The organism is Janthinobacterium sp. PAMC25594 (assembly GCF_019443505.1).
GTDB lineage: Bacteria > Pseudomonadota > Gammaproteobacteria > Burkholderiales > Burkholderiaceae_D > Janthinobacterium.
On record NZ_CP080377.1, the window covers coordinates 6,343,745 to 6,370,124 of the forward strand.

The following is a 26,380-nucleotide window of genomic DNA, read 5'->3' on the forward strand; positions in this document are numbered from 1 at the left end:
TTCTTGTACTCATACCCCGTTAGTGCCTTGCGGATAACTGCAGATTTACAATAGTGTTACTACGCAGTTTGCATGGTGCTATCGCACAGCGCCGCGCCTTCGGTGCGGATGATCCAGCATTCCGGATACGGTTCGCTGGCGAAGCGGTTGTGCCGCGCGAAGCCACTGAGCTTGTCGAGCACGGTGGCGGGGGCCAGTGCGGTTTCCTTGCCACTGGCGGTATCGATGTGCCAGAAACCGCCGTTGCGGTGGAACAGCACGGGCAGGCAGCTGGCCTGCGGCGTGGCCAGGTGGCTGGCCGGCGTGGGCTGGGTGTCCGGCAGCAGCAGGTAAAAACACTCGGCGCGGGCGCCGTGGTCGATGCGGTGCAGGATCACGCCGTGCGCAAGGAGGGCAGTGACGCTGAGCACGACGATGCCCTTGATGCTGGCAGACAATTCGATGCGCATGCCCAGGCGCAGCGCGACAGGCTTGTGCTTGCCGGGCCACACGCCGTCGAGCAGCACGCCGTAGCGCGATACGTCCTCGATTTCAAAACCTTGCCCGCTGCGCCGGATGATGGCGTGGCGGCCCGACAGGCGGCGCGTCAAGCCATTGTTGTCCTGGCCATCGGGACTGAAATGGCTGAGCAGCACATCGGCTTCCGGGTCCACCAGCTCGAAGCGGCCCAGCATGCATTCTTCCAGCGCGAACAGGCGGATCTGGCGCTGCTCGCCCGCTTCCGGCGCCGCATTGACGAGGCAGGCGGCCTGGCTCGGGTGCGGATGGCAGTGGCTGGCGGCGGGCAGGTCGACTTCGATCAACTCTTCGTCCCAGGCAATGGTGGTAAAGCCCATGTCGATCTTGCCTTGCGGCGCAGATAAATCCACGTGGGCGATGCCGGCATTGCGCGCCGTCACGTCGAGGTTGCAGCCGTCGCCGCCCGTCACGCGGGCGATCGACGCATCGTCGGCCATCACGCGCACGTTCTTGTGTGTGCTGAGGAAGATCTGGTGGATTTCCGTCAAGGTGGCGTCGCGGCGCGGCACGAGGATGACAAAAATGCACACCCATTTCTGCGCCACGGCGCCATCGATATGGCTGTGCACTTCCACTTCGATCTGGTATTGCCCGTGTTCCTTGTTGCGCGAGGAGAACTCGACAAACACGGGGCGCCAGTCGCCGCGCGTGGTGCGCCCGAAATCATGCTGCACCTGGCCACGGGGGATCAGGTCCGAGCGCAGGCGCAAGGTCAGCTGCGGTGCGCAGGCGGCGCTCATGCCGCGCAATTCCATCTTCAGGGTTTGCCGTCCGCCTGCCGCACGGGGATCGAAGCCGCTGATGTGCAGGTGGGCTTGCACCGGCTGGTAGGCGGGCGGCACCGTTGCCGGCGCAACGGGCGCTGGCGTGAATGCCGGGGCGGCCGCCGCCGGCGAGGAGCGGCTTACCGTTTGAATGGCAGCATCGCGAAGAACAGCATCACGAATATCAGAATCATGCGCAGGGGCGTGCGGAAGCGCCGTTGCCGATGGCTCGGAACGGGCGCTGCGCAGTGCGCTCAACAGGTCGTAGCTGCTGGGAGCAGTCGTCGCTTGCGAGTGGTTGCCCGCACAGACTGTATCCCCAGGCAAGACCCAGAACGTACAGTGCGGGTGCTCCGGGTTGCTGCATTTTTTCATGACATTCTGACTCGAATCGAGCGGGGACATTGCGCCCTCTGTTCTACATGAGAGCTTACGCGCTTTTGCGCCTGCTTGGCAACTTTCGCGGCCTCGGAATGCGCACTTTTTGCCCAAATTCATGCCCCTGGTCACACCTTGCCTTACATGCCATGGAAACTATTGCTTAAAAACACATTTTATATCTTTCTGGATATGTTATTTTGGCATTTATTTCACCCACGCCGTTTGTCGATGATGACTTCCAGATACTCGCCCGGTACCACCAGCGAGTGGGCGCCCGCCGTATTCAGGCGTTCCAGCAAGGTGAACAGCTCTTGCTCCAGCGCCTCGACGCCAGCCGCATCCAGCGCGGCAAAGGCCTTGTGGACGGGGCCGTAGTAATCGAGGAAGACCTGCACCCAGTGGTGAGCGGAGGCATAGCGGAAATGGAACACCTTGCGCTGGCTGTGCACCTGCTCGACCGCACGGCCGAACAGGTCGCGCAGATACGCTTCTTCGCCCCAGCGGGCTGGCGACGCCACGCCTGCCGGGGGCGGCACATACTTGCCGATGGTCTTGAACAGTTGCCCGATAAAGCCGTCCGGCGTCCAGTTGGCCATGCCGATGCGGCCGCCGGGACGCAGCACGCGCAGCATTTCGCTGGCCGCGCGCCGGTGGTCAGGCGTGAACATGACGCCAAAGGTCGACAAGGCCGCGTCGAAACTGGCATCGGCAAACGGCAGCGCTTCGGCATCGGCCACGCGGAAGGTCACGGCCAGGCCTTCCGCCTCGGCGCGCGCGCGGCCCTTGTCCAGCAGCGCCGGCACATAATCGGTGGAGACGACGCGGGCAAAGCGGCGCGCGCCGCCGCCAAGGTGGCGTTGCCGTTGCCGGCGGCGATGTCGATGACGTCTTCATGGGCGCGGATATCGGCGGCCTCGGCCAGCGACTCGCCGACCGGTTGCAGGGTCACGCCGATGACGGCGAAGTCGCCGCTGGCCCAGCCTGCTTGCTGGCGCTGCTTGATGGCGGCGTAGTCGGGCGCGTCGGCGGCGCCGGCCTGCGGTGTAGCGATGGTGTTGCTCATGGCATGCTCCTGGTGACGTTGGAGAACTCCTTCCGTCAGACAGCGCGCCAGTGGCATGGTTCACGGCTCTGTGTCATGGATGCTGGCCGTTGGGATTCGAGTCACTCTGCCACCTTGCGCGACTGGCCGCTAGCCGCCCGGGACGGTGAATGCCGCATCGAAGCGCAGCGCCACCACGGTGATGTTGTCGCTATGCAAGCCTTTCGGCGGGTGGGAGAGGAAGTCGTCGAACAGGGCGCTGACGGCCTCGGCAGCACTCTTGCCGGCACACAAAGCGGGCCAGCGGGCCGTGAGCGCCAGCGGCTCGTCGCAGGCCCAGAAGCCGTCGCTGGCCAGCACATAGTGGGCGCCGGGGCGCACGCGCAGCACGCGGCGGTCGCCCAGGTGCGCCAGGAAGGGCGGCAAGGCGGCCGCATCGAGACCGAGCAGGGGCTTGGCGAGCTGCAAGCTGTCACTCAGGGCGTTGCCTAAAATAAATGCCTGCGAGATTTGCGGATGGTGCTCGCCGTGCACGGAGGCGCGCCAGCGCGTCTCGTCGAACGCGCCGCGCATGGCGTACACGGTGGCCGGCACGTGGTCGATGGTGAGGATGCTGGCCACGCCATCGGCAAGTTCATACAGGCGCGAATCGCCCACGTGATACAGCAGCGGCGCTTCGCCGGGCGGCACTTCCAGCAAGGTCAGGGTGGTGCCGGGCGGACGCGCCTGGGCAGGCGTGCTCCTGGCGAAACCGTCCTGCAAGCGCGTATGCAGAGCGTCGAGCCTGGATGCCAGGCTGGCCGTGTCGAGGCAGGCGGGCACGGCCAGCAAGCCTTGCACGGCCGCTTCCGCCGCCTCGCGCCCCTGGCCGTGGCCGCCCATGCCGTCGAGCACGGCTGCGCGCACATGGCCGCGCGGCCAGCCTGGCACCTGGCAGTGGAACGGTGCCTGGCGCGACAGGCAGACGGCGTGGCCGCTGGCATCGATCAGCAGGAAGTTGTCCTGGTTCTCGCGCCGCGGCACGGGGCCGGCGCCCACGCTGCTGCCGGCGGCGGCATCGAGCCAGGGGCCGAAGTCAAGCGCGTCTTTGATTAAATGCATCGGTTGAGCGGTCCATGCGGCCAGCAATGTTGATCATAGGATACAGCTTAGCCGAAATTGTGCAGGGGCGATACCTTGCTTATCTAACAAAAAACCTGCGGCAGCAGGCTGGCGCAGGTTTTAGAGGAGGCGGGTGCAGGGTGCTGCTTAGCGACGATGGCCCCAGCCGTGGCCACGGTCATGGTAGTCTCGGTCAGAGTAGTCGCGGCGGCCATGGTCGCGGTAGTAGCCGCGGCCCGGTTGCACGTAGACGACAGCCGGCGGGCCGTAGTAGCGTGGTGGCGGCGCGTAATACACGGGCTGCGGGGCCGGCGCGTAGTACACCGGTTGCGGCGCAGGCGCGTAATAAGTTTCGCGGTAGCCGCCCCGATAGCCGCCACGGTCATAATGGCGGTCATTCGTGCTGATGCTGTTGCCGACGGCGGCGCCAAGCACGCCACCGACGATCGCGCCATTGCGCCCGCCGGTGCTGTTGCCAATGGCCGCTCCGACAACGGCGCCTGCAACGGTATTGAAGTCGCGGTCACCGGCGACTGCGGCCGAAGACACAGCCACTGCCGCTACCATTACCGCACCCAGGAGTTTCTTGTTCAACATGGCATTTCCTTCCATTCCGGCGAGATCACAATGATCTGCATGGACTGGACTATATCCGCTGCTCCCCGCTTGTTCCATGTCTAATACAACTTCTTACATTCCTGCCCCGATGGTAACAAGTCAGCGCCCCCGCGCCTGCCATTCAGGCCGCAGCAGGCTGTACATTTTGACATCGCGCATCACGCCGTTGATAAAAAACGCCTGGCGCAGCAAGCCTTCCTCGCTAAAGCCGTTCTTTTGCGCGATGCGCTCGGAGCCGATGTTGAGCGGGTCCATCAGCAGTTCCAGCCGGTGATACGCATAGGCGTTGAACAGGTAGTCGACCACCAGGCGCGTCGCTTCGCTGATGTAGCCGCGCCCGTCCCGCTGCCGGTCGAACAGGCGGTAGCCGATCTCGCGCGAGGCTGGCGTGCGGCTCTTGAAGTGCGTGATCGTGCCGATGATGTGCTGGGCTTTGTCTTCGATGAGGAACAATTCGCTGTCCTCGGTGACAAAACCCGATTGCAGGAAGTCGCGCCGCATGGCCTCGGGCGACTTGAATTGCATCGAGAAAAACTCGCCGCGCGAGGGCAGGTCGTTGACGAGGGAAATATAGGCATTCAGGTCGGCGGCCTGCACATGCCGGACGGTACAGAGGGTTCCCTTGAGCATGGCGGTATCCGGTAGCGATCACGATCTTGATGGTAATCGACTCTGGGGGGAGAGGCAATCGATCCCGTAAAAGTTGCTGCAATGACAGAACAAATACGCTATCGTAGAAAGCCGCGCCTTGCCCCTGGCCACGGCGTACCCGCTTCGACCTCGTTGACTGGAATTGACATTACATGCATACCACCCTGACTGGCGCGCCACTGCGCCGTTCCGCTTTATTCATCGCCCTTGGCTGCGCCGTCAGCGCCGGCGCCTTTGCCGCCGCGCCAGGCAATGCGCCGCAGGCGCTGGCGCAGGTGCGCGACACGGCGCTGCAAAGCGACTGGGCGTATGCCCGCCTGGCCGACATGACGGATCTGATCGGCCCGCGCCTGTCCGGTTCCGCCGGCGCGGCCGCCGCCGTGCGGCAGGTGGCCGAGACCATGCGCCAGCTGGGCGCCACCGTCACCTTGCAGCCCGTGAAAGTGCCGCACTGGGTGCGCGGTGTGGAAACGGCGGAAATCGTCGACTATGCGGGCCGTCCGCAGGGCGTGTCGCAGCGCGTGGTGCTGACCGCCCTGGGCGGTTCGGGCGCCACCCCGGCCACCGGCCTGACGGCGCCCGTGATCATCGTCAAGAGCCTGGAAGAACTCAAGGCGCGCGCGTCGGAAGTGAAGGACGCCATCGTGCTGATCGACACGCCGTTCGACCAGGAGATGGCCGAGCGGGGCCTGGCCGGCGTCACCTACGGCCAGGGTTCGCGCTTCCGTTTCAATGGACCGAAGGCGGCGGCCGACCTGGGCGCGGCCGCCGCGCTGGTGCGCTCGGTCGGCGGCGCGAACTTCCGCATCCCGCACGCGGGCGCCACGGGCCTGGATGAGAATAAACGTATTCCCGCCGCCGCCGTCACCGTGGAAGACGCCTTGCTGATCGGCCGCCTGGCCGCGCGCGGCCCGCTGAAAATGCATCTGACCCTGACGCCGCAAAACCTGCCCGAGGCGGACAGCTACAACGTCATCGCCGACTGGCCGGGCACGGACAAGGCCGACGAAGTGGTGGTGGTCTCGGGCCACCTCGATTCCTGGGACCTGGCGACGGGTGCGCACGACGACGGCGCCGGCGTTGTGGCGGCCATGGGCGTGCTGGAAACCCTGAAAAAGCTCGACTATCGCCCGCGCCGCACCATCCGCGTGATCGCCTGGATGAACGAGGAAAACGGCGGCCGTGGCGGCCAGGCTTATTTCGAGGCCCACAAGCAGGCGCTCGGCAAACAATATGCGGCCATCGAGATGGACAGCGGCGCCGGCCGCCCGTTCGGCATCCTCGCCAGCGTGGCGCCGAAGTCGGAAAAACTGTTCGCACCGCTGCGCGCCGCCCTGCAACCGATGGGCGCGCACGCGTTCACGCGCCGCGACGCGCTGGGCACGGGCGACTTGCACCGCCTGGAAACGGGCGGCGTGCCCAGCTTCGAGCCGCTGGTCGACAGCCACAACTACTTCCACTACCACCACACGGCGGCCGACACCCTGGACAAGGTCGACCCGGAAAACCTGAAGCGCAACGTGGCGCTGATGTCGTCGCTGGCCTGGTTCCTGGCCAATATCGACGGCGAGATCGGGCGCGCGCCGGAGCAGGGCGAGTAAGCGCCAATGTCGCTACCCGACTTGAACCTGTTGATCACCCTTGACGTGCTGCTGGCCGAAGGCAGCGTCACGCGCGCGGCGCGGCGCTTGCGTTTGAGTCCATCGGCCATGAGCCGCGCCCTGGCGCGCCTGCGCGAGACAACCGGCGATCCCTTGCTGGTGCGCGCCGGGCGTGAACTGGTGCCCACGCCGCGCGCGCTGGAGCTGCGTGAAAGAGTGGGGCCCCTGTTAGGCGAGGTGCTGGCCGTGCTGGGTCCGGCGGAGCAGCTGGACCCGCGCCAGCTGGCGCAAACATTTACGCTGCGTTCGAGCGACGGCTTCGTGGAAAATTTCGGCCCGGCGCTGTTCGCGCATATCGGCGCGCAAGCGCCCGGCGTGCGCCTGCGCTTCGTGCAAAAGCTGGACCGCGAAAGCGTGCAGCTGCGCGAGGGCAGCATCGACCTGGAAACGGGCGTGATCGGCAGTTTCACCAGCCCGGAAGTGCGCACGCGCAGGCTGTTCGGCGACCGTTTCGTGGGCGTGGTGCGCAGCGGCCATGCGCTGGCGCAAGGCGAGATCAGCGCCGAGCGTTACGCGGCCGGCCAGCACGTGCTGGTGGCGCGGCGCGACCAGGATACGGGGCCGATGGACGACGCCCTGGCCGCGCTGGGACTGCAGCGCACGATCGCCAGCATCGTCGGCGGCTTTACGGCGGCGCTGGCGCTGGCCGCCGGCTCCGACCTGATCGCCACCGTGCCGGAACGGCATACGGGCAATCTGCGCGCCGGCATGTTCAGTTTTGCGCTGCCGTTAGGCATGCCCGACCTGACCGTGTCGCTGATGTGGCATCCGCGCATGGATGCCGACCCGGCCCACCGCTGGCTGCGCGGCTGTGTGGTCGACGCCTGCGCGGGCCACACAGGCGGGGCCTGACGCCGCTGGCACGGGCGGGCATCATGCGGCCTCTCCAGCCCTGCTCAGGGCGCGGCCGAGCGCGAAAATGGCCAGCGCGGCGAGTATCAGCGCGCTGGCGACGGCAAAGGTGGCGTGCATGCCACGGATCATGGCGGCTGGCTGCGCGTCGGTGATATCGCTGGCGCCGGCAGCGAAGACGGCGCCCATCACGGAGGCGCCCGTGACGAGGCCCAGATTGCGCGACAGATTGAGCATGCCCGAGATAACGCCGCGCTGCTCGGGAACGATATCGCCCATCACGGCGGTATTGTTGGCTGCCTGGAACAGCGCGTAGCTGGCCGTGAGCAGCATGATCGGCGCGACATAGCCGGGGATGCCCAGGCTGGCGGGCAGCAGCGCCAGCGCCAGGCAGGCGCCGGCCGCGCCGCACAGGCCCGCGCCGCCCATGCGCTGTGCGCCGTAGCGGTCCACCAGCCAGCCGGACGGCACGCCGCAGAACGCCGCCACCAGCGGCCCGGCCGCCAGCACCATGCCGGTGACGGCCGTGCCCAGGCCCAGGCCGCGCGCCAGGTAGAAAGGACCGACCACCAGGGTGGACATCATGACCGTCGACACCAGCATGCTGGTCGCCAGGCCGGCGCTGAGCACGGGCGCGCGCAGCATGGCCAGGCGGATCAGCGGCGCCGGCGCCTTCAGTTCGACCCGGACGAACAGCACGGCGCCCACGCAGGCGGCCAGCAGCAGCGCCACGTTGCGTGCGCCGAAATGGCCGCGGCCCAGGGTCATGGCCAGCGCATACGCGCCCAGGGTCAGCGCCAGCAGCACGGTGCCGCGGTGGTCGAACACGGGGCGCTTGGCGTGCGCGCCGCGCTGGTCGGCCGGCAGGTAGCGCCAGGCCAGCAGCAGCGCCACGGCAGCCAGCGGCACGTTGACGAGGAAAATGGCTTGCCAGCCGAAGCGCGCAATCAGCAGGCCGCCCAGCGCGGGGCCGAGCGTGGTGCCAACCGCCGACATGGTGCCGAGCAGGCCCATGGCGCTGCCCGTCCTGGCCTTGGGTACGGTGCTGCCGACAAAGGCTATCGTCAGCGCCATCATGACGGAAGCGCCCAGGCCCTGCAGGGCGCGCGCTGCAACCAGCAGCCACAAGGTGGGCGCCAGGGCGCACAGGATGGAGGCCATGGCAAACAGCGCGATGCCGGCCAGCAGCAGGCGGCGCCGTCCGAGCATGTCGCCGAGGCGGCCCACGCTGACGATCAGGGCGGTGATCGTCAGCAGATACGCCAGCACGATCCATTGCACATCCTGGAACGGTGCCTGCAGGGCCTTGGCCATGTCGGGCAAGCCCACGTTGGCGATGCTGGTGCCCAGCGCGGGCAGCAGCATCGCCAGGGACAGGCTGGCAAGCGCGCCGCGCACGGGTGTGGTGACGCTACCGGCTTCGGTGGCCTGCTGCTCGGGTGGAGCGGGTTTTGACGGTGGTTGCATGGCGTGGTGGATCCTCGAATAGGGTCACCACATGGTACTGAGGGATATGGCATGGCGGAAGACGCATCATTTGCATTATGTTATTGCGTTTGACGCCATGTGCGGAGCGTTGCCTTCGGACTTCAATCTGAGTAGCCCTGCAAATCGTCCGCCGCATCGTGGCGGATGCCCCACCACGGCAGATACGCATGGTTTTCGCCGCGCGCGCGGAACCACGGCTGGTCGTGATTGATGGGCCGCACCGCGGCCGGCGGCGCGACCAGCACACCCGTGACGCTGGCTGGATCGCTGGTGCCCGCCACCAGCACCGGCTTGCCGACGTGGTTCGCATGGGCGATGCCCAGGGCGACATTGGTCAGCGCCGTGCCGGCGCCCATTTCGCCCAGCAGTGCCGGCGTATTGAAGGTCTGCGGCAGGAAGTCGAAGTCCGGCACTTCCAGGCTCAAGGCATGCGCCAGCTGGCGCAGCCGGTCGGAGGAGCTGGGCAACGTCCTGTTGGCGTCGTGGATGACGTAGCCAATATCGGTTTCCGTCTTGCCGCCATGGTGCGCCGCTTCGGCAAATAGCGCCTGCCAGGCCTGCACGGCGCGTGGCGGCTTGTCCTTGGCCAGTTCAAAATCGGCCATATTTTTCGTTGCCGGATAGCCTACCCACGCCAGCGCCGCCCGTTCCGTTTTGTAATCAGGGCCGGCCAGCACCAGCAGCACGAGGTTTTCATTGATCTGCATGGTTTTCGGCCGGCTCGGCGCATCCCAGTTCATGACCCACACGGTTTCCTTCGGATGCGCTTCCAGATAGGCCAGCGCGGCTTGCAGGGAGATGAAGCCTGCATTGTTGCCACCCAGGGTGATGCGCACGTCGGGTGGGGTAGCGCGGGTCCAGAGGGTGGGGAAATTGACATTGCCGATGTTAAAGGTGTCGATGATGCGTTCGCATGTAGTGTTTTTTGCCTCTTCTAGGTCCAACTTACCCGCAGGCAGGGCATATTCGACGCGGATGCCCGCCAGTTCGCGCCAGTTCTGTTTTTGATCCTTGGGATAGACCCGATAAAAGTAGGTGGGGCTGGAGTAGTAAATGTCATGAAATAGGCTGGTTAATTTCCGCACATATTTATAGTGATAGCCCTTGAACGTTTCCGTGCCATCGAGATCGTGAGCAATGGGGGCGACGGCCTGCAAGGTACTAAAGCCCCTGGGATCCGTCCTGACCATATCGTCATTCTTGTTGGGTTTGGCCAGGCCGAGGGTCCATAGCAGTTGCCACTCGGTCGGATAGTCGAGCCGCTGAAGTGGATTGAGCCATTGCAGGCCCACGACTTGTGCCCGGAAGGGAGCATGGGTCGTGTTTTTTGGGAGATCGTCTTCTTTCTGCGCAGGTTGTGCTGCGCAGGCTGTCAATAACGCAAACATGGTGAACGCGGCGAGCATGGGCAGCGCAAGGAACTGTTTCATGAGTTCTCCAGGTGAATGGATAGTCTGGTGACCTGCATAGCTTGGCCAGTTGAGCCAGAACGCAAGGCAAATGACAATGAAAGATACGGCGAGCGCCCAGGCCAATCGCTGGCGCGGCGTGGCAATGAACTTACGCACCGTCAGTCCTCAGTGCAAAGTTGGTGGAAGGGTCGGCAGGCCTGGCATTCTGGCGCTCGTCAACGATGCTTTTCGGTTTTCTGGCAGGGTTGTCTTTGGCGTTAGCCCATTTGTATAAAGATGTTTTTTTGAATTCTCCGCTGTCGTAATACTCAAAAAACTCGGCGCTATCATCGGTGGCATTGAGAGGCTCTAACAACCTCCAATCCGCCGCCACCCGTAACTTGCGCAACGCCTCCTGCCTGATCGTGCACACCCCCACCGCCACGTCATACGCCAGCGCCTTTTGCGCATGCTCGGGATTGGTCATGATGGTTGAGTGATCGGTGGCGTGGGTGTCGATGTTGGCGACCAGGTAGTTCTGGATTTCCTGCTTGCGCCAGGCATTGAATTCCTTGCTAGCCTCCTCCGGCTTGTCCACCGCCGTCACAGGCTTGCCTTTTTCGACCCAGTCGTCGCGCCTGGCCTGCATGCGCAGCATGCCATTCTGTTCGTAGCGTAGCGCCGCCTCGGCTTGCGCATCGCCCTTGCCCTGGGGACGGTAAGGCGCATATGCCTCATCGGCTTCGGCGGCGCGGTCCTTGTGCAGGGAGTCGGCCGGGGCATCGCAGCCTTCGTCAAACTGATCGCTGATGTCGGCAAAGCGCTTCGAGCGCGGCAGGAATGCCTCGGGCAGCTTGGGCGCCTTCATCGGCAGCCGCCAGGACTTGGGCGGCAGGGCGTTGATGCGCGTGCCGGCAGTCTTGGCGAGAATGATGACGATGGGCGCGAACAAAAAGGTCAGTATCTTGCGCCCGATGCCTTTGCTGGCCCGCATGCCCTTTTCGATCGAGTACTCGGCGACCAGTGAACGCGGGTGCCAGAAATCGAGGCTGTCCGGCGTCAAGGGCTGGCCATTGCGCTGCCAGATATCGTAATCCTTTTCATTTTCCTGGCCGACAAGGTGGTTTTGCGCAAACACGCGCTGGGTGAAGACGCCGTCGCCGCCCGTATCGGCAATTTCCTGCGCCGACATGCCGCGCCAGCCTATGCCTTGCACGGGCGTGGCGGAAATCACCTGGTCGTGCGGATTGAAATACAGGGTGACCCTGCCATAGGTGGAGCCATGCAAGCCGTAGTCTGCGCGGTCGAACGCGGCCGTATAGCTGTCCTTGCGTTCAGGCTTGCGATTGGCGCTGCACTCGTCGACAAAGGCGGCATCCTGCTGCATTGCCGTGCGGGTGCGCAGGATGTTGAAAAACGCTTTCAAGGTTTGCGTGCGTGCGGCATACTTTTGCCGGCCCGTATTGCCATGCTCATCCTTCAGATGGCCGCTGACCCAGTTTTCCGTGAAATTGCTATCGAGCAGACTGTAGGGTGGGTTGCATAGCACATAACTGTCGGCCACGGCTGACGGCCCCAGCGTTTCGCCGAGAAAGGCGGCCGCCATGGCCACCATATTGCCCTGGCTATGGCAGACGATGGTGACGGGCGCATCGTGCTGGCACGCTCTGATCGATTGTACGAGACGCGCCAAGCGCCACGCGGCGAACACAAAATACGGGCGAGGTGGACAGGCATACACTTGCCGGTCATTCGTCGGGTTCATGTGCTGGATATGCATCCACAGGAACAATTCTTCCGACAAACCCTGGCCCCACAGATCGGGCAGGGCGCTGCAGCCGTTGGCGAACGGTCCGCCGCCCCAGTAATTCTTTTCGTTGAGATAGATGCCGTCGCCAAATGCCTGCAATTCCTCGCCGTTGGCCTTGTAGCCCCAGCGAAAGCGGATCACGGGGGAATTGGCATCGTCCGCTTGCAGGAAGGTAGTGGCATTGCGCTTGGGGTTGAGGAAACCGTCGTCCGTCAATTCGCGTGCGTAAGTGGCGGCTTTCATCTGTCCGGCGGCCGGGCCAGGGATCGCCAGGTCCTCATCGCGGCGCTTCAGGCGGGCATTCAGCCCGGCGCACAGGCCTTGCTCGGCCTGCTCATACCATTCACCGTCGGAATTGACGCCGTGCACAAAGATGATGATGCCGGGACGCGGCAATCGCGTGACGGCCTTGAGCAGCGCATGGCTGAACAAGGTCGTGCCTTCGGCTTCGGCGAGCAGGATGCAATTGGTATCGAGCGTAGGGTCGGGCGACATACGGGCGCTCCGTCAGCGTCAAGCAGGAAAAGGCGGCGCCAAAGTGAACTCAGGCAATCTGCACTGTATGCGGATTGCCTGAGGTGGAACTTGCGTGGTGTCAAGAAAGGCGGTGCGAGGGGCGGGGAGTGCCCCAGGCAATCAGATCGCGTTCAGCGGTATTTTGAGGTAGCGCACGCCGTTGTCTTCCGGCTCGGGCAGCTTGCCCGCGTTGATGTTGACCTGGATGGCGGGCAGGATCAAGGTCGGCATGTCCAAGGTGGCATCGCGGCCCGTGCGCATGGCCACGAATTGTTCTTCCGTGATGCCGTCGCGCAAGTGGATGTTGCCGGCGCGCTGTTCCGCCACCGTCACTTCCCAGCGCGGCGCGCGGCCGTTGGGCGGATAGTCGTGGCACATGAACAGCCGCGTTTGCGGCGGCAGCGCCAGCAGGCGCTGCACGGAGCGGTACAGCAGGGATGCGGAGCCGCCTGGAAAGTCGCAGCGGGCCGAACCCACGTCCGGCATGAACAGGGTGTCGCCGACGAAGACGGCGTCGCTGATCTGGTAAGCCAGGTCGGCCGGCGTGTGGCCGGGCACGTGCAGGGCGCGCACCTCCAGCTTACCAATATGAAACACCTGGTCGGGCGCGAACAGCTGGTCGAACTGCGAGCCGTCGGCCCTGGCGTCATCCTGGTGGTAGACGGCGGCGAAGGCCTGCTGCACCGTCTGGATGGCGGCACCGATGGCCACGTCGCCGCCCAGCTGCTGCTGCAGGTAGGGCGCCGCGGACAGGTGGTCGGCATGCGCGTGGGTTTCCAGCAGCCAGCGGCACTGCAAGCCGTGTTCGCGCACGAAGGCGATCACCTTGTCGGCCGACGTGGTCGAGGTACGGCCCGCTTTCGGGTCGTAGTCGAGCACGGAATCGATGATGGCACAGTCCTGGCCATCGGCCTCGTACACGACATACGTGACGGTGGCGGTGGCGGGGTCGAAGAAAGCTTGGATTTGTGGGGTCATCGCGGCGGCAAAGTACGAACAGGGAAGGACATTATATCGCCAGAGTACGCTAAAAAATGCTGCAAATTGACATTGAGCATGCGAAAAACAGATAAGCGGGCATGCATGCGCCCGTCACAGTCGTGCGCACCCTGGCGCTTGCAGCATGGTAACCTCATTCTTCCAAGGAGGAATTCATGAACGATATACCTGCACGCAGCGAGCAATACCGCGGTTTTACGATTTCCGTGACCCCGCAAAAGGACAACGACGATTTATGGGATTTTACCTACCGCCTGCAGCGCGAGGGCGAGAGCGCCGCGCAAGCGATCACGCGCAGCCGCACCCTGGGTGGCTATGCGGCACCTGAAACGGCTTGCACGGCCGGGATAGAAGTGGCCAGGACGGAAGTGGATAATCTGCTGCGTCCTTGAGCCAGCGTAAATCGTTTAGCCCGAAAGTCAGCCTGACCGCGCGCTGGCGCGTGAAACACGTCGCTAGCGGTCCCGCTTCATGCTACGATTTCCACTATTGAGTCAGTCACCAAGGAGGCACCCATGGAAAACAGTTCTAAAATTCACTATAAAGGCTGGGAAATCGTTCCCCTGGCCGTGCCCACCACCGATGGCAAATGGTCGGCCAGCTGCGACATCGAACGCGCCACCGCGGAAGGCCTGGAAGTATTCGAAGGCTCGACCATGCAGTTCGTGCGCGACGACGAGGATGGCGCCATTGCCGCCGCCTGCGAAGAAGCCGTGCGCCAGATCGACAACATCATCGCCAATCCGCTGGTGCGGCTGGCTTAGCTCCTGCATTTTCAGCAAACCTGCAGCCGGCACCCGCCGGCTGTTTTTTTATGTGCGCGCCCGGTGGCAGTCTGGTCTGTTTCATGTTTCAATGTTTCAAATGGAATGATTGAAACATATTTGAAACATCATTGTCATGCATTATGACATCGCTGTTCCCGTGCGTGACAGCGCGTGCAGCGCCGTTGCGTGGCCGTTTCCCCTGATTTTCACTGTGCGTGACGCATTTTCCGGGCCGGTGAGCGGTGCTGGCACGGCATTTGCAATACTGATGCTCATAGCCACTCCGTGAAACATTCGGGACCATCCGAAACCCATAAGGTGAACACATGACTCAATACTCCGCAGGTGCCGCATTCCGCAAGGCCGTCCAGGAAGAATCCCCGTTGCAAGTCGTCGGCGCCATCAACGCCAACCACGCCTTGCTGGCCAAGCGTGCCGGTTATAAAGCCATCTATTTGTCCGGCGGCGGTGTCGCGGCCGGCTCGCTGGGCTTGCCCGACCTGGGCATTTCCAGCCTGGACGACGTGCTGACCGACATCCGCCGCATCACCGACGTGTGCGACCTGCCGCTGCTGGTCGATGCCGACACGGGCTTCGGTTCGTCCGCCTTCAACGTGGCGCGCACCGTGAAATCGATGATCAAGTTCGGCGCGGCCGGCTTGCATATCGAAGACCAGGTGGGCGCCAAGCGCTGTGGCCACCGTCCGGGCAAGGAAATCGTCAGCAAGGAAGAGATGGTCGACCGCATCAAGGCGGCCGTCGATGCGCGCACGGACCCCAACTTTGTCATCATGGCGCGCACCGATGCGCTGGCCGTCGATGGCCTGGAAGCGGCACTGGAACGCGCCGTCGCCTGCGTCGAGGCGGGCGCCGACATGATCTTCCCGGAAGCCATCACGGACCTGGACATGTATGCCACGTTCGCCAAGGCCGTCAACGTGCCTATCCTGGCCAACATCACGGAATTCGGTTCCACGCCGCTGTTCACGCTGGACGAACTGCGCAGCGCGCACGTGGGCCTGGCCTTGTATCCGCTGTCGGCCTTCCGCGCCATGAACAAGGCGGCCGACAACGTCTACCGCGCGCTGCGCCGCGACGGCACGCAAAAGAATGTCGTCGACACCATGCAGACGCGCATGGAGCTGTATGAATCGATCAACTATCACGACTTCGAGCAAAAGCTCGACGCGCTGTTCGCCGCGCAAAAGAAATAAGTAAAGAAGCAGGGACCGCATGCCGGTCCCGCATTGACGCACCCGAGACTATTCAATCTGGAGAACACAATGACCGCACCGCAAGTCGCTACTTTCAAGCCTAAAAAATCCGTCGCCCTGTCCGGCGTTACCGCCGGCAATACGGCGCTGTGCTCGGTCGGCAAGACCGGCAACGATTTGCACTACCGCGGCTATGACATCCTGGACGTGGCCGACAGCTGCGAATTCGAGGAAATCGCCTATCTGCTGGTGCACGGCAAGCTGCCCACCGCCGCCGAATTGAAAGGCTACAAAGCCAAGCTGAAATCGCTGCGCGGCTTGCCGTCGGCTGTCAAGTCGGCCCTGGAAGCGCTGCCGGCCGCCGCCCACCCGATGGACGTGATGCGCACGGGCGTGTCCGTGCTGGGCTGCACCCTGCCTGAAAAAGACGACCATAACGCGCCTGGCGCGCGCGACATCGCGGACCGCCTGATGGCGTCGTTCGGCTCCATGCTGCTGTACTGGTACCACTACAGCCATAACGGCAAGCGCATCGAAGTGGAAACGGACGACGACTCGATCGGCGGCCACTTCCTGCACCTGCTGCATGGCGAAAAACCGTCGGCATCGTGGGAAAAAGCCATGCACACGTCCTTGATCCTGTACGCGGAACACGAATTCAACGCCTCGACCTTCACCAGCCGCGTCATCGCCGGCACGGGTTCGGACATCCATTCGGCCATCACGGGCGCCATCGGCGCGCTGCGCGGCCCGAAACACGGCGGCGCGAACGAAGTGGCGCTGGACATCCAGAAGCGTTACGACAATCCCGACGAAGCGGAAGCGGACATCCGCGAACGCGTGGCCAACAAGGAAGTGGTGATCGGCTTCGGCCACCCCGTCTACACGATTTCCGACCCACGCAATAAAGTCATCAAGGAAGTGGCGCGTTCGCTGTCGCAGGAAGCGGGATCGACCAAGATGTTCGACATCGCCGAGCGCCTGGAATCGGTCATGTGGGAAATCAAGAACATGTTCCCGAACCTGGACTGGTTCTCGGCCGTGTCGTACCACATGATGGGCGTGCCGACGGCGATGTTTACGCCGCTGTTCGTTATTTCGCGCACCTCGGGCTGGGCCGCCCACATCATCGAGCAGCGCATCGACAACAAGATCATCCGCCCGAGCGCCAACTACGTGGGTCCTGAAGACCTGGAATTCGTGCCGATCAAGGATCGCAAATAATGAGCACTGCAATGACTACCCCGATGAATACCCTGCACCGCAAGCCCTTGCCGGGCACCCAGCTAGACTATTTCGACACGCGCGCCGCCGTCGATGCGATCCAGCCAGGCGCCTACGCCACCTTGCCGTACACTTCGCGCGTGCTGGCCGAAAACCTCGTGCGCCGCTGCGACCCGGCCAGCCTGAACGCCTCGCTGAGCCAGTTCATCGAACGCCGCCGCGACCTGGACTTCCCGTGGTTCCCCGCGCGTGTCGTCTGCCATGACATCCTGGGCCAGACGGCCCTGGTCGACCTGGCCGGCCTGCGCGACGCCATCGCGGCCCAGGGCGGCGACCCGGCCCTGGTCAATCCTGTCGTGCCGACGCAGTTGGTGGTCGACCACTCGCTGGCCGTCGAATGCGGCGGTTTCGACCCCGATGCCTTCGCCAAGAACCGCGCCATCGAAGACCGCCGCAACGAAGACCGCTTCGATTTCATCGACTGGACCAAGAAAGCATTTAAAAATGTCGACGTGATCCCGCCAGGTAACGGCATCCTGCACCAGATCAATCTGGAGCGCATGTCGCCCGTGATCCAGGTGCAAAATGGCGTCGCCTATCCCGATACCCTGGTGGGTACGGATTCGCACACGCCCATGGTCGATGCGCTGGGCGTGATCGCCATCGGCGTGGGCGGCCTGGAAGCGGAAAGCGTGATGCTGGGCCGCGCCTCGTGGATGCGCCTGCCCGACATCATCGGCGTCAAGCTGACGGGTAAACCGCAGCCGGGCATCACGGCCACCGACACGGTGCTGGCGCTGACGGAATTTTTGCGCAAGCAGAAGGTCGTCTCGTCCTACCTGGAATTCTTTGGTGAGGGCGCGTCGCACCTGACCCTGGGCGACCGCGCCACGATTTCCAACATGGCGCCGGAATTCGGCGCCACGGCCGCCATGTTCTACATCGATGCGCAAACCATCAAGTATCTGAAATTGACGGGCCGCGACGACGAACTGGTGAAACTGGTGGAGCTGTATGCGAAGGAAACGGGCCTGTGGGCCGACAGCCTGGTCGACGCCGAGTACGAGCGCGTGCTGACGTTCGATCTGTCGTCCGTCGTGCGCAATATCGCCGGGCCGTCGAATCCGCACAACCGCGTGCCGACGTCGGAACTGGCCGCGCGCGGGATCTCCGGCGTGGTGGAAAATGAGCCGGGCAAGATGCCGGACGGCGCCGTCATCATCGCGGCCATCACCAGCTGCACCAACACGAACAATCCGCGCAACATGATCGCCGCCGGCCTGATCGCGCGCAATGCGAACCGCCTGGGCCTGACCCGCAAGCCGTGGGTCAAGTCCTCGCTGGCACCAGGCTCGAAAACCGTGGAGCTGTATCTGCAGGAAGCGGGCCTGATGACCGAGCTCGAAACATTGGGCTTTGGCGTCGTGGCGTTTGCCTGCACCTCGTGCAACGGCATGTCGGGCGCGCTCGACCCCGTCATCCAGGAAGAAGTGGTATCGCGCGACCTGTACGCCACGGCGGTCCTGTCGGGCAACCGCAACTTCGATGGCCGCATCCACCCGTACGCGAAGCAGGCTTTCCTCGCCTCGCCGCCGCTGGTGGTGGCCTACGCGATTGCCGGCACCATCCGCTTCGATATCGAAAAGGACGTGCTGGGCATCGCTCCGGACGGCAAGGCTATCCAGTTGAAGGATATCTGGCCATCCGACGAGGAAATCGACGCCATCGTCGCTTCCAGCGTCAAGCCGGAGCAGTTCCGCAAGGTGTACATCCCGATGTTTGCCGCGCAGGTGGACGACGGCATCAAGGTCAGCCCCCTGTATGACTGGCGTCCGCAGACGACGTACATCCGCCGTCCGCCATACTGGGAAGGCGCGCTGGCTGGCGCACGCCCACTGAAAGGCATGCGTCCGCTGGCCGTCCTGGGCGACAACATCACCACCGATCACTTGTCGCCATCGAACGCCATCATGCTCGATAGCGCGGCCGGCGAATACCTGGCGAAGATGGGTTTGCCCGAGGAAGACTTCAATTCCTACGCCACGCACCGGGGCGACCACTTGACGGCGCAGCGCGCCACGTTCGCCAACCCGACCCTGAAAAACGAAATGGTCATCGAGGACGGCAAAGTCAAAGCGGGTTCGCTCACGCGCATCGAGCCGGAAGGCACGATTTCGCGCATGTGGGAAGCCATCGAGGTATACATGGAGCGCAAGCAGCCCCTGATCATCATCGCCGGCGCCGACTACGGCCAGGGTTCCTCGCGCGACTGGGCCGCCAAGGGCGTGCGCCTGGCCGGCGTGGAAGCCATCGCGGCCGAAGGTTTTGAACGCATCCACCGTACCAATCTGGTGGGCATGGGCGTGCTGCCGCTGGAGTTCCTGCCTGGCGTGAACCGCAAGACCCTGGGCCTCGATGGCAGCGAAACCTATGACGTCGTGGGCGAACGCACGCCGCGCTCCACCTTGACGTTGCTCATCCACCGCAAGAACGGCGAAACGGTGGAAGTGCCCGTCACCTGCCGCCTCGATACGGCGGAAGAGGTGTCGATCTATGAGGCCGGTGGCGTGCTGCAGCGCTTTGCGCAAGACTTCCTCGAGTCGTCGAAAGCCGCGTAGTGGCGATGTGATCGCGCAATTCACCTCAAAGGCAAGGTCTGGGGTCGGACCCTCAGGGTCCGACCCCGGCATTTCGCCGTTGGGTTTAATCAGCCATTCAATGCAGGAATTTCAATGACCCACACCCCCCAAATCAAGATCCCCGCCACCTACATGCGCGGCGGCACCAGCAAGGGCGTGTTTTTCCGCCTGCAGGATTTGCCCGCCAGCGCGCAAGTGCCGGGCGCGGCGCGTGATGCGCTGCTGCTGCGCGTGATTGGCAGCCCCGACCCCTACGGCAAGCAGATCGACGGCATGGGCGGCGCCACGTCCAGCACCAGCAAGACGGTGATCCTGGCGAAAAGTAGCAAGCCGGAGCACGACGTCGACTACCTGTTCGGCCAGGTCTCCATCGACAAGCCATTCGTCGACTGGAGCGGCAACTGCGGCAACCTGTCGGCGGCCGTCGGCTCGTTCGCCATCGCCAGCGGGCTGGTGGACGCCGCCCGCGTGCCTGCAAACGGCATCGCCACGGTGCGCATCTGGCAAGCCAATATCGGCAAGACCATCATCGCCCACGTCCCCGTGACGCATGGCGCAGTGCAGGAAACGGGCGACTTCGAGCTCGATGGCGTGACCTTCCCGGCCGCCGAAGTGAAACTGGAATTTCTCGATCCGGCGGCGGACGAGGAGGGCGGCGATGCTGGCAGCTCGGCCATGTTCCCTACCGGTAACCTGGTCGACGAGCTCGACGTGCCCGGCATCGGCACCTTGAAAGTCACGATGATCAACGCCGGCATCCCGACGATTTTTGTCGATGCGCAGGCCATCGGCTACACGGGCACGGAACTGCAGGACGCCATCAATGGCGATCCGGCCGCGCTGACCCGTTTCGAAACCATCCGCGCGCACGGCGCCCTGCGCATGGGCTTGATTTCCCATCTGGATGAGGCCGCGAAGCGCCAGCACACGCCAAAAGTGGCCTTTGTCGCCAAGCCGGCCGGCTATGTCTCGTCCAGCGGGAAAAAGGTGGAAGCGGGCGAGATAGACCTGCTGGTGCGCGCCATGTCGATGGGTAAGCTGCACCACGCCATGATGGGCACGGCGGCTGTCGCCATCGGCACGGCGGCGGCCATTCCCGGCACGCTGGTGAACCTGGCGGCGGGCGGCGGCGAAAAAACCAGCGTGCGCTTCGGCCACCCGTCCGGCACCCTGATGGTGGGCGCGCAAGCGCAGCAGGTCGATGGTCAATGGAGCGTCACCAAGGCCATCATGAGCCGCAGCGCGCGCGTGCTGATGGAAGGGACTGTACGCATTCCCGGCGACGCGTTTTAGGAAAAAATACGCAGGCGAATGGCACACAGACGACGCACATAAGCGGCGCCCGGGCCAGTTCGCCCGGACCCGATACAAGATTGCACGCCTACCGGAGGAGACATGAATTTCGCAGCATTTTATCAACGCTCGATCGACACGCCTGAGGCTTTTTGGCGCGAGGAAGCGGACAAGATCGATTGGCATACCCCGTTTTCGCAAGTGCTTGATTATTCCCGCCCGCCGTTCGCCAAATGGTTCGTCGGCGGCACCACCAATTTGTGCCACAACGCCGTCGACCGCTGGGTGGACAGCCAGGGCGATGCCGCCGCGCTGATCGCCATTTCCACCGAAACCAATACCGAGCGCACTTACAGCTTTCGCGAGCTGCAGCGCGAAGTGGAGCGCTGCGGCGCCATCCTGCTGTCGCTGGGCGTGGTCAAGGGCGACCGCGTCCTGATTTACATGCCGATGATCGCCGAGGCGGTCTTTGCCATGCTGGCGTGCGCCCGCATCGGCGCCGTGCATTCCGTGGTGTTCGGCGGTTTTGCCGCCAACAGCCTGGCCAGCCGCATCGACGATGCGCAGCCAAAACTGGTGTTCTCCGCCGATGCCGGTTCGCGCAATGGCAAGGCGATCGCCTACAAGCCGCTGCTCGACGAAGCCATTCGCATCGCCGCGCACAAGCCGCGGCAGGTGCTGCTGGTCGACCGCCACCTGGTGCCGATGGAACTGACGCCGGGCCGCGACGTCGATTACGCGACCCTGCGCGAGCAGCACCTGGACGCGCAGGTGCCCGTCACCTGGCTCGAATCGAACGAGCCGTCGTACGTGCTGTACACATCAGGCACGACGGGCAAACCGAAGGGCGTGCAGCGCGACGTGGGCGGCTATGCGGTGGCGCTGGCGTCGTCGATGCAGTACAACTTCTGCGGCAAGCCCGGCGAAACCTTCTTTGCCACCTCGGATATCGGCTGGGTGGTGGGCCATTCCTACATCGTGTATGGCCCGCTGATCGCCGGCATGGCCACCATCCTGTACGAGGGCTTGCCGATCTGTCCCGATGCGGGCATCTGGTGGAGCATCGTCGAGAAATACAAGGTCACGCGCATGTTCTCGGCGCCCACGGCCATCCGCGTGCTGCGCAAGCATCTGGTGGAACTGATGCGCAAGTACGACCTGTCTTCGCTAAAGGCGCTGTACCTGGCGGGCGAGCCGCTCGATGAAACCACCTCGCAATGGATCGCCGACGAACTCAAAGTGGACATCATCGACAACTACTGGCAGACGGAGACGGGCTGGCCGATCCTCTCGGTGGCGAAAGGCGTGGCCGATACGCCGACGCGCCTGGGCAGCCCGGGCATGGCCATGTACGGCTATCAGGTCAAGCTGCTCAACGAAGCGACGGGCGAGGAGTGCGGCACCAACGAAAAGGGCGTGCTGGTGCTGGAAGGCCCGCTGCCGCCAGGCTGCATGCAGACCGTGTATGGCGACGACGAGCGTTTCGTCGAGACCTACTGGTCCACCTTCAGCGACCGGCAGGTGTATTCCACGTTCGACTGGGGCGTGCGGGATGCGGACGGCTATTATTTTATTCTGGGCCGCACCGATGACGTGATCAACGTGGCCGGCCACCGCCTGGGCACGCGCGAAATCGAGGAAAGCATCAGCAGCCATTCGAACGTGTCGGAAGTGGCGGTGGTGGGCGTGGAAGACAAGCTCAAAGGCCAGGTGGCGATGGCTTTCGTGATCCTGAAAAATCCGCAGGGCTTCGACAGCGTTGAAGCGAAAGCGGCGCTGGAACGCGAAGTGATGGCCGTGGTCGACCGCCAGCTGGGTGCCGTGGCGCGGCCCGCGCGCGTGCTGTTCGTGCCACAGTTGCCGAAGACGCGTTCGGGCAAGCTGCTGCGCCGCTCGATCCAGGCCATCTGCGAAGGGCGCAGCCCGGGCGACCTGACGTCGATGGACGATCCAGCATCGCTGCAGCAGATCCAGGCGGCATTGACGTCAACGCCATGAGGCAAGCGAAGTTTATCAATCGATAGACTTCGCTTTCAAATCCGGTCGCTTTCCTTGCGCACGACCCTGCCGACGATCAGGCATTCATTGCCGCGGCACAGTTTGCGGTGGTATTTGCGCTGGTCCGGGTTGTCCGAGGTCAGCCACCATTCTCCGATATCGCGCGCCATGCGCTTGACCACCGGTTCGCCTTCGTAATTGATGGCAAACACAATGCCGTCGGCCGGCCGCTTGTCGGCCGTATTGATGATCACCACGTCGTCCTCGTACAGGGCCGGCTCCATGCTCTCGCCCTTGACCTTGATCGCCACCAGTTTTTCAGGGTGGTAGCCATTGCGCTCGACCCAGCTGCGCGGCACGCTGATGGTGCTGCCGTCGTGCGTTTCCGGCTCGATGGCAAAACCCGTGATACCGGCCGACAGGCGCAATTTCACCTTGCGGATCGGGTAGAAGCGCGCATCTTCGCCATCGAGCACCACCACCGGCTGTACCTCGCCCAGCGCGCGTGCCGCCAGCTCTGCCTGGTCGGGCGCCGCCCCCTGGTCGAAGTACATGCTGTCGAGCTGCAGGTCCGCTTCCAGCTTGCGCGCGATTTTTTCGCTGAAGGCGCGTCCCTCGCGGTAGGTGGGCGAGAGGATTTGCGAGATGCGCGCCTCGCTCCAGCCGCTGACGTCGGAAATTTTCTTGCGCGTGTTGTCGTAGTGCTCGCGGATCAGGGCCAGCAGGCGGTCGCGTCTGTATTGATACATATTCATCTCCACATTAAACCCGAAATTTACCGTTTGATAAATTACCAAATGCTTGACTTTAACATTAGCGATTGATAAAGTCCACTCGTTGCCTGTCGCAAACGCACTACAGCGTCTGCCGATGGGCGACACCACGGGAGGTCAGGCAGATGTTGAACAGCAGTCAGTTGGTGGAAAGCAGGATGGCGCCACGCCAGGGGCGTCAGTTGCAGGGACGCAGCAAGAAGTCGCAGCTGCATATCGCCCGCATCGCGCAATACATACGCGAGCAGGGGCAGGCCAGCGCGGCGCAGTTGTCCGCCTTGCTGGGACTCGATGCGGGCACCATGAGCCGCTATTTGCGCCACATGTGCGGCATGGGACAGATTCACCTGGCGCAGCGCCATTGCACGGAACCGGGGCGCCAGCGACCCGCCCTGTACGCGCTGGGCGAACCGGACGACGAGGTCGACGGCTGGGCCGATCTGCCGCCGCAGGTGCGCCGCACGGCGTGCTGGCCACGCGGTGCGGCGCGCCGCGATCCGCTGGTGGCGGCGTTGTTCGGACCGGCGCAAGAAAACTAAGACAAGAATCAACGAGGAGAAATCATGGGGTTTGCAGAAAAATACATCGCATCGCTGTCATCGCGGAACCTGCGCGACAATGCCGTCCACCACGACCTGGATGTCATCGCGGCAGCCGCGCTGGCCGGCGACATGGGCGCCTTGCTGTGCCGCGTCAAATACGCGGACGGTACCGTCAGCCGCCTGTTCGAGGGCAATGCGGGCAACCTGGCGCAGCTGCTGCGCGCCTGGACGGCGGCCGTGACGCAGAAGGGCCGCGCGCGGCGCTGGGTCAAGGCGCATACGGCCTGGGATGCGCAGGCCGCCAATACCTTGTACCGCCGCGTGGCCGAAGCGTCGCTCGCGCACTGGCTCGACAGCAAATGCAAGGTCTGCCACGGCACGGGCGTCGTCGCCGCCTTGCAGGCCGGCGCGCCTGTCGTCTGCCAGGCTTGCCACGGCGGCGGCGAAGCGGCCATCAGCTGCTCCGGCGGCTTTGAACTTGAACGCATCAAGGACATGGTCAGCGAACTGGAAGGCATCTTCCAGTCGCACGGCGCCCGCGCCATGCGTCGCCTGGGGCACTGAAAAAATTCTGCAATATGCCTGCTGATGCAAAAAACGCCCCTAGAATAGAGTCTCGATCACGCAGCAACTGCAACACACGTCACACCGCAGTACACCACATGCTTCTCCACTCGTAATAGACGCGCCTCTGGTGCGACACCGATAGGGGAACTCAGCGCAGCGAACCGCCTTTATGGCTTCTTTCGCCCATCTTCCATCCGGCACGGCCCCGCGCCGTCCGGACGCCCGCCGCCTCACCGCGTGCGGGCTTTTTATTTTCCTGATACTTGGCAGTTCCCCCCTCAAGACCGCAGATGCGGTCTTTTTTTTCATCCCACGAAAGGTATTACTTATGGCATCGACAGCAAACGGCATCGACAGCTTGATCGTTATCAGCAAACAAAGCGCCGAAGGCAGCAAGGCCGCCGCCGGCGGCGGCCAGATTTATCCCCGCGTCACAGCCACTTTCGACACGGAAGCGGACAAGTACGCGAGCGCCGAAATCGACGCCAGCCAGCAGCAGGGCGATACCCGCCTCGGTAACTTCCGCACGACGGGCGCCATCAAGGCCGAGGCGGCGTGCGGCACGTATGCGCCGCTGATGGCGGCGCTGCTGCGCCGCGATTTTACGGCGGGCGGCGTGGCTGCCGCGCAAACCACCATCGCTGCCGTCGCCTCCGGCCTGACGCGCAGTGCCGGCTCCTGGCTGGCAGACGGTTTCCGCGCCGGCAGCGTGGTGCGCATTACCGGCATGACGGCGCCGGCCGCCGCCAACAACGCGAAGAACTTTTTTGTGACTTCGGTGACGGCCACCAACCTGAATGGCCAGTTCATGGACGGTTCGGCCATGGTCGTCAAGGCGGCCGGCGACTCGGTCGGCGTGGCGGCGGTGGGCAAGCGCAGTTTCACCCCTTTGAGCGGCCACACCACCGACTGGTTCACGGCCGAAGTCCAGGATCCGAAGATCGGCGTGCACCGCAGCTTCGTCGACCAGCTGGTCAGCAAGATGGATATCGCCGTGCAGCCGAACGGCATCACCAGCCTGGATTTCACCCTGATGGGCAAAGCGGAAGGTCCAACCACGGCCGCGCCGTATTTCCCTACGCCGCTGGCCGCGCCGGGCGCCGGCAAGTTCTCGGGCGCCACGGCGATGCTGTCCGTGAACGGCATCCCGTCGCAGATCTGCACCGGCATGTCCGTTTCGCTGGACGGCCAGGTCAAGGTCGACCCGGTGATCGGCTCGAAGTACGCCACGGCCGCCTCGCGCGGCAAGGTGATGGGCTCGGGCCAGTTCACGGTGCTGCTGCAGGACGCCACCTACCTCGACTACTTCAAGTCCGAGACGGAAATCCCGCTGGCCTACGCCATGGCGTCGGGCACGGCGCCGACCGCCGACGTGCTGGCGCTGGCCATGGGCCGCATCAAGATCACCTCGGCCAAGATCGACGACGGCGAGAAAAACAAGATCGTCACCTGCGCCTTCGACGTCCTGCGCTACAAGGGCACCGACGCGCAGCACGAAGCGACCACCTTGAGCATCCAGGACAGCGCGCTGTAAGCGGCTGACCTGCACCGAGGCCGCCGTGAGGGCGGC

Annotated in this window: 21 protein-coding genes and 1 pseudogene; 12 read left to right on the plus strand and 10 right to left on the minus strand. The window is 63.9% G+C overall.

All coding sequences use genetic code 11. The annotated features are described in order from the left end of the window. Positions 1-59 precede the first annotated feature (59 nt). The 5 genes and pseudogenes from KY494_RS28495 to KY494_RS28515 form a co-directional block, all read right to left on the minus strand. On the minus strand, positions 60-1,688 hold the full coding sequence (locus KY494_RS28495) for an FHA domain-containing protein (protein ID WP_375143437.1): 1,629 nt from the start codon (positions 1,686-1,688) through the stop codon (positions 60-62). 185 nt (positions 1,689-1,873) lie between these two features. Beyond that, positions 1,874-2,727, minus strand: a pseudogene (locus KY494_RS28500) (class I SAM-dependent methyltransferase). Between the two features lie 129 nt (positions 2,728-2,856). Then, complete coding sequence (locus tag KY494_RS28505) at positions 2,857-3,807, minus strand: PP2C family serine/threonine-protein phosphatase (protein WP_219889223.1); 951 nt, start codon at positions 3,805-3,807, stop codon at positions 2,857-2,859. 147 nt (positions 3,808-3,954) lie between these two features. Further along, entirely contained in the window at positions 3,955-4,404 is a 450-nt protein-coding gene (locus KY494_RS28510) for a glycine zipper 2TM domain-containing protein (RefSeq protein ID WP_219889225.1), read from the minus strand. Positions 4,405-4,524: 120 nt separating this feature from the next. Further along, entirely contained in the window at positions 4,525-5,055 is a 531-nt protein-coding gene (locus KY494_RS28515) for a GNAT family N-acetyltransferase (protein WP_219889227.1), read from the minus strand. 173 nt (positions 5,056-5,228) lie between these two features. Between KY494_RS28515 and KY494_RS28520 the strand changes: the two genes are divergently transcribed. Together KY494_RS28520 and KY494_RS28525 are read left to right on the plus strand one after the other, a co-directional pair. Continuing rightward, positions 5,229-6,677 (plus strand): M20/M25/M40 family metallo-hydrolase, encoded by a 1,449-nt coding sequence (locus KY494_RS28520; protein ID WP_219889229.1) that lies wholly within the window; start codon positions 5,229-5,231, stop codon positions 6,675-6,677. A gap of 6 nt (positions 6,678-6,683) precedes the next feature. Then, the gene (locus KY494_RS28525; RefSeq protein ID WP_219889230.1) at positions 6,684-7,589 is read left to right on the plus strand and encodes a LysR family transcriptional regulator; all 906 of its coding nucleotides are present in this window, start codon (positions 6,684-6,686) and stop codon (positions 7,587-7,589) included. 21 nt (positions 7,590-7,610) lie between these two features. Here the strand turns inward: KY494_RS28525 and KY494_RS28530 are convergent, their stop codons facing one another. The 4 genes from KY494_RS28530 to KY494_RS28545 form a co-directional block, all read right to left on the minus strand. Beyond that, entirely contained in the window at positions 7,611-9,056 is a 1,446-nt protein-coding gene (locus tag KY494_RS28530) for an MFS transporter (protein WP_219889231.1), read from the minus strand. A 122-nt stretch (positions 9,057-9,178) separates the two neighbouring features. Further along, a complete protein-coding gene (locus KY494_RS28535; RefSeq protein ID WP_308836406.1) occupies positions 9,179-10,612 on the minus strand; it encodes a virulence factor in 1,434 nt (477 codons plus the stop codon). A 25-nt stretch (positions 10,613-10,637) separates the two neighbouring features. Next, entirely contained in the window at positions 10,638-12,773 is a 2,136-nt protein-coding gene (locus KY494_RS28540; protein WP_219889232.1) for a DUF3274 domain-containing protein, read from the minus strand. 141 nt (positions 12,774-12,914) lie between these two features. After that, positions 12,915-13,772, minus strand: a complete 858-nt coding sequence (locus KY494_RS28545) for an MBL fold metallo-hydrolase (RefSeq protein ID WP_219889233.1) — start codon at positions 13,770-13,772, stop codon at positions 12,915-12,917. A 176-nt stretch (positions 13,773-13,948) separates the two neighbouring features. On the opposite strand from KY494_RS28545, the gene KY494_RS28550 reads away from it, so the two are divergent. From KY494_RS28550 to KY494_RS28580, 7 genes are all read left to right on the plus strand, one after another. Then, positions 13,949-14,185, plus strand: a complete 237-nt coding sequence (locus KY494_RS28550; protein ID WP_219134696.1) for a hypothetical protein — start codon at positions 13,949-13,951, stop codon at positions 14,183-14,185. Between the two features lie 123 nt (positions 14,186-14,308). After that, positions 14,309-14,557 carry a hypothetical protein gene (locus tag KY494_RS28555; protein WP_096236077.1) on the plus strand — a complete coding sequence of 83 codons (249 nt, stop codon included), beginning with the start codon at positions 14,309-14,311 and terminating at the stop codon, positions 14,555-14,557. Positions 14,558-14,886: 329 nt separating this feature from the next. Continuing rightward, complete coding sequence (gene prpB / locus KY494_RS28560) at positions 14,887-15,774, plus strand: methylisocitrate lyase (RefSeq protein ID WP_096236075.1); 888 nt, start codon at positions 14,887-14,889, stop codon at positions 15,772-15,774. Positions 15,775-15,843: 69 nt separating this feature from the next. Then, positions 15,844-16,998, plus strand: a complete 1,155-nt coding sequence (prpC, locus tag KY494_RS28565; protein WP_219134697.1) for a 2-methylcitrate synthase — start codon at positions 15,844-15,846, stop codon at positions 16,996-16,998. Between the two features lie 23 nt (positions 16,999-17,021). After that, positions 17,022-19,616 (plus strand): Fe/S-dependent 2-methylisocitrate dehydratase AcnD, encoded by a 2,595-nt coding sequence (acnD, locus tag KY494_RS28570; protein ID WP_219891779.1) that lies wholly within the window; start codon positions 17,022-17,024, stop codon positions 19,614-19,616. A 114-nt stretch (positions 19,617-19,730) separates the two neighbouring features. Then, on the plus strand, positions 19,731-20,930 hold the full coding sequence (gene prpF, locus KY494_RS28575; protein ID WP_219889234.1) for a 2-methylaconitate cis-trans isomerase PrpF: 1,200 nt from the start codon (positions 19,731-19,733) through the stop codon (positions 20,928-20,930). A 102-nt stretch (positions 20,931-21,032) separates the two neighbouring features. After that, positions 21,033-22,928, plus strand: coding sequence for a propionate--CoA ligase (locus KY494_RS28580; protein ID WP_219889235.1), 1,896 nt, complete (start codon positions 21,033-21,035; stop codon positions 22,926-22,928). A gap of 35 nt (positions 22,929-22,963) precedes the next feature. Here the strand turns inward: KY494_RS28580 and KY494_RS28585 are convergent, their stop codons facing one another. Then, positions 22,964-23,677: a S24 family peptidase gene (locus KY494_RS28585; protein ID WP_096236065.1), complete on the minus strand. Its 714-nt coding sequence runs from the start codon at positions 23,675-23,677 to the stop codon at positions 22,964-22,966. A 182-nt stretch (positions 23,678-23,859) separates the two neighbouring features. Here KY494_RS28585 and KY494_RS28590 point away from each other — a divergent pair, with 182 nt between their 5' ends. From KY494_RS28590 to KY494_RS28600, 3 genes are all read left to right on the plus strand, one after another. Then, positions 23,860-24,240, plus strand: coding sequence for a FeoC-like transcriptional regulator (locus KY494_RS28590; protein ID WP_219889236.1), 381 nt, complete (start codon positions 23,860-23,862; stop codon positions 24,238-24,240). A 24-nt stretch (positions 24,241-24,264) separates the two neighbouring features. After that, entirely contained in the window at positions 24,265-24,807 is a 543-nt protein-coding gene (locus KY494_RS28595) for a hypothetical protein (RefSeq protein WP_219889237.1), read from the plus strand. Positions 24,808-25,138: 331 nt separating this feature from the next. After that, positions 25,139-26,344, plus strand: a complete 1,206-nt coding sequence (locus KY494_RS28600) for a phage tail tube protein (RefSeq protein WP_219889238.1) — start codon at positions 25,139-25,141, stop codon at positions 26,342-26,344. Positions 26,345-26,380 lie beyond the last annotated feature (36 nt).

Excerpts from the sequence above, each read along its gene's own strand:
- KY494_RS28495 (WP_375143437.1), bottom strand. The coding sequence starts at position 1,688 with ATGTCCCCGCTCGATTCGAGTCAGAATGTCATGAAAAAATGCAGCAAC.
- KY494_RS28540 (WP_219889232.1), bottom strand. The coding sequence starts at position 12,773 with ATGTCGCCCGACCCTACGCTCGATACCAATTGCATCCTGCTCGCCGAA.
- KY494_RS28585 (WP_096236065.1), bottom strand. The coding sequence starts at position 23,677 with ATGTATCAATACAGACGCGACCGCCTGCTGGCCCTGATCCGCGAGCAC.
- KY494_RS28520 (WP_219889229.1), top strand. The coding sequence starts at position 5,229 with ATGCATACCACCCTGACTGGCGCGCCACTGCGCCGTTCCGCTTTATTC.
- KY494_RS28580 (WP_219889235.1), top strand. The coding sequence starts at position 21,033 with ATGAATTTCGCAGCATTTTATCAACGCTCGATCGACACGCCTGAGGCT.
- KY494_RS28555 (WP_096236077.1), top strand. The coding sequence starts at position 14,309 with ATGGAAAACAGTTCTAAAATTCACTATAAAGGCTGGGAAATCGTTCCC.
- prpF (WP_219889234.1), top strand. The coding sequence starts at position 19,731 with ATGACCCACACCCCCCAAATCAAGATCCCCGCCACCTACATGCGCGGC.
- acnD (WP_219891779.1), top strand. The coding sequence starts at position 17,022 with ATGAATACCCTGCACCGCAAGCCCTTGCCGGGCACCCAGCTAGACTAT.
- KY494_RS28550 (WP_219134696.1), top strand. The coding sequence starts at position 13,949 with ATGAACGATATACCTGCACGCAGCGAGCAATACCGCGGTTTTACGATT.
- KY494_RS28600 (WP_219889238.1), top strand. The coding sequence starts at position 25,139 with ATGGCATCGACAGCAAACGGCATCGACAGCTTGATCGTTATCAGCAAA.
- KY494_RS28505 (WP_219889223.1), bottom strand. The coding sequence starts at position 3,807 with ATGCATTTAATCAAAGACGCGCTTGACTTCGGCCCCTGGCTCGATGCC.
- prpB (WP_096236075.1), top strand. The coding sequence starts at position 14,887 with ATGACTCAATACTCCGCAGGTGCCGCATTCCGCAAGGCCGTCCAGGAA.
- KY494_RS28525 (WP_219889230.1), top strand. The coding sequence starts at position 6,684 with ATGTCGCTACCCGACTTGAACCTGTTGATCACCCTTGACGTGCTGCTG.
- KY494_RS28595 (WP_219889237.1), top strand. The coding sequence starts at position 24,265 with ATGGGGTTTGCAGAAAAATACATCGCATCGCTGTCATCGCGGAACCTG.
- prpC (WP_219134697.1), top strand. The coding sequence starts at position 15,844 with ATGACCGCACCGCAAGTCGCTACTTTCAAGCCTAAAAAATCCGTCGCC.
- KY494_RS28530 (WP_219889231.1), bottom strand. The coding sequence starts at position 9,056 with ATGCAACCACCGTCAAAACCCGCTCCACCCGAGCAGCAGGCCACCGAA.
- KY494_RS28590 (WP_219889236.1), top strand. The coding sequence starts at position 23,860 with ATGGCGCCACGCCAGGGGCGTCAGTTGCAGGGACGCAGCAAGAAGTCG.
- KY494_RS28545 (WP_219889233.1), bottom strand. The coding sequence starts at position 13,772 with ATGACCCCACAAATCCAAGCTTTCTTCGACCCCGCCACCGCCACCGTC.
- KY494_RS28510 (WP_219889225.1), bottom strand. The coding sequence starts at position 4,404 with ATGTTGAACAAGAAACTCCTGGGTGCGGTAATGGTAGCGGCAGTGGCT.
- KY494_RS28515 (WP_219889227.1), bottom strand. The coding sequence starts at position 5,055 with ATGCTCAAGGGAACCCTCTGTACCGTCCGGCATGTGCAGGCCGCCGAC.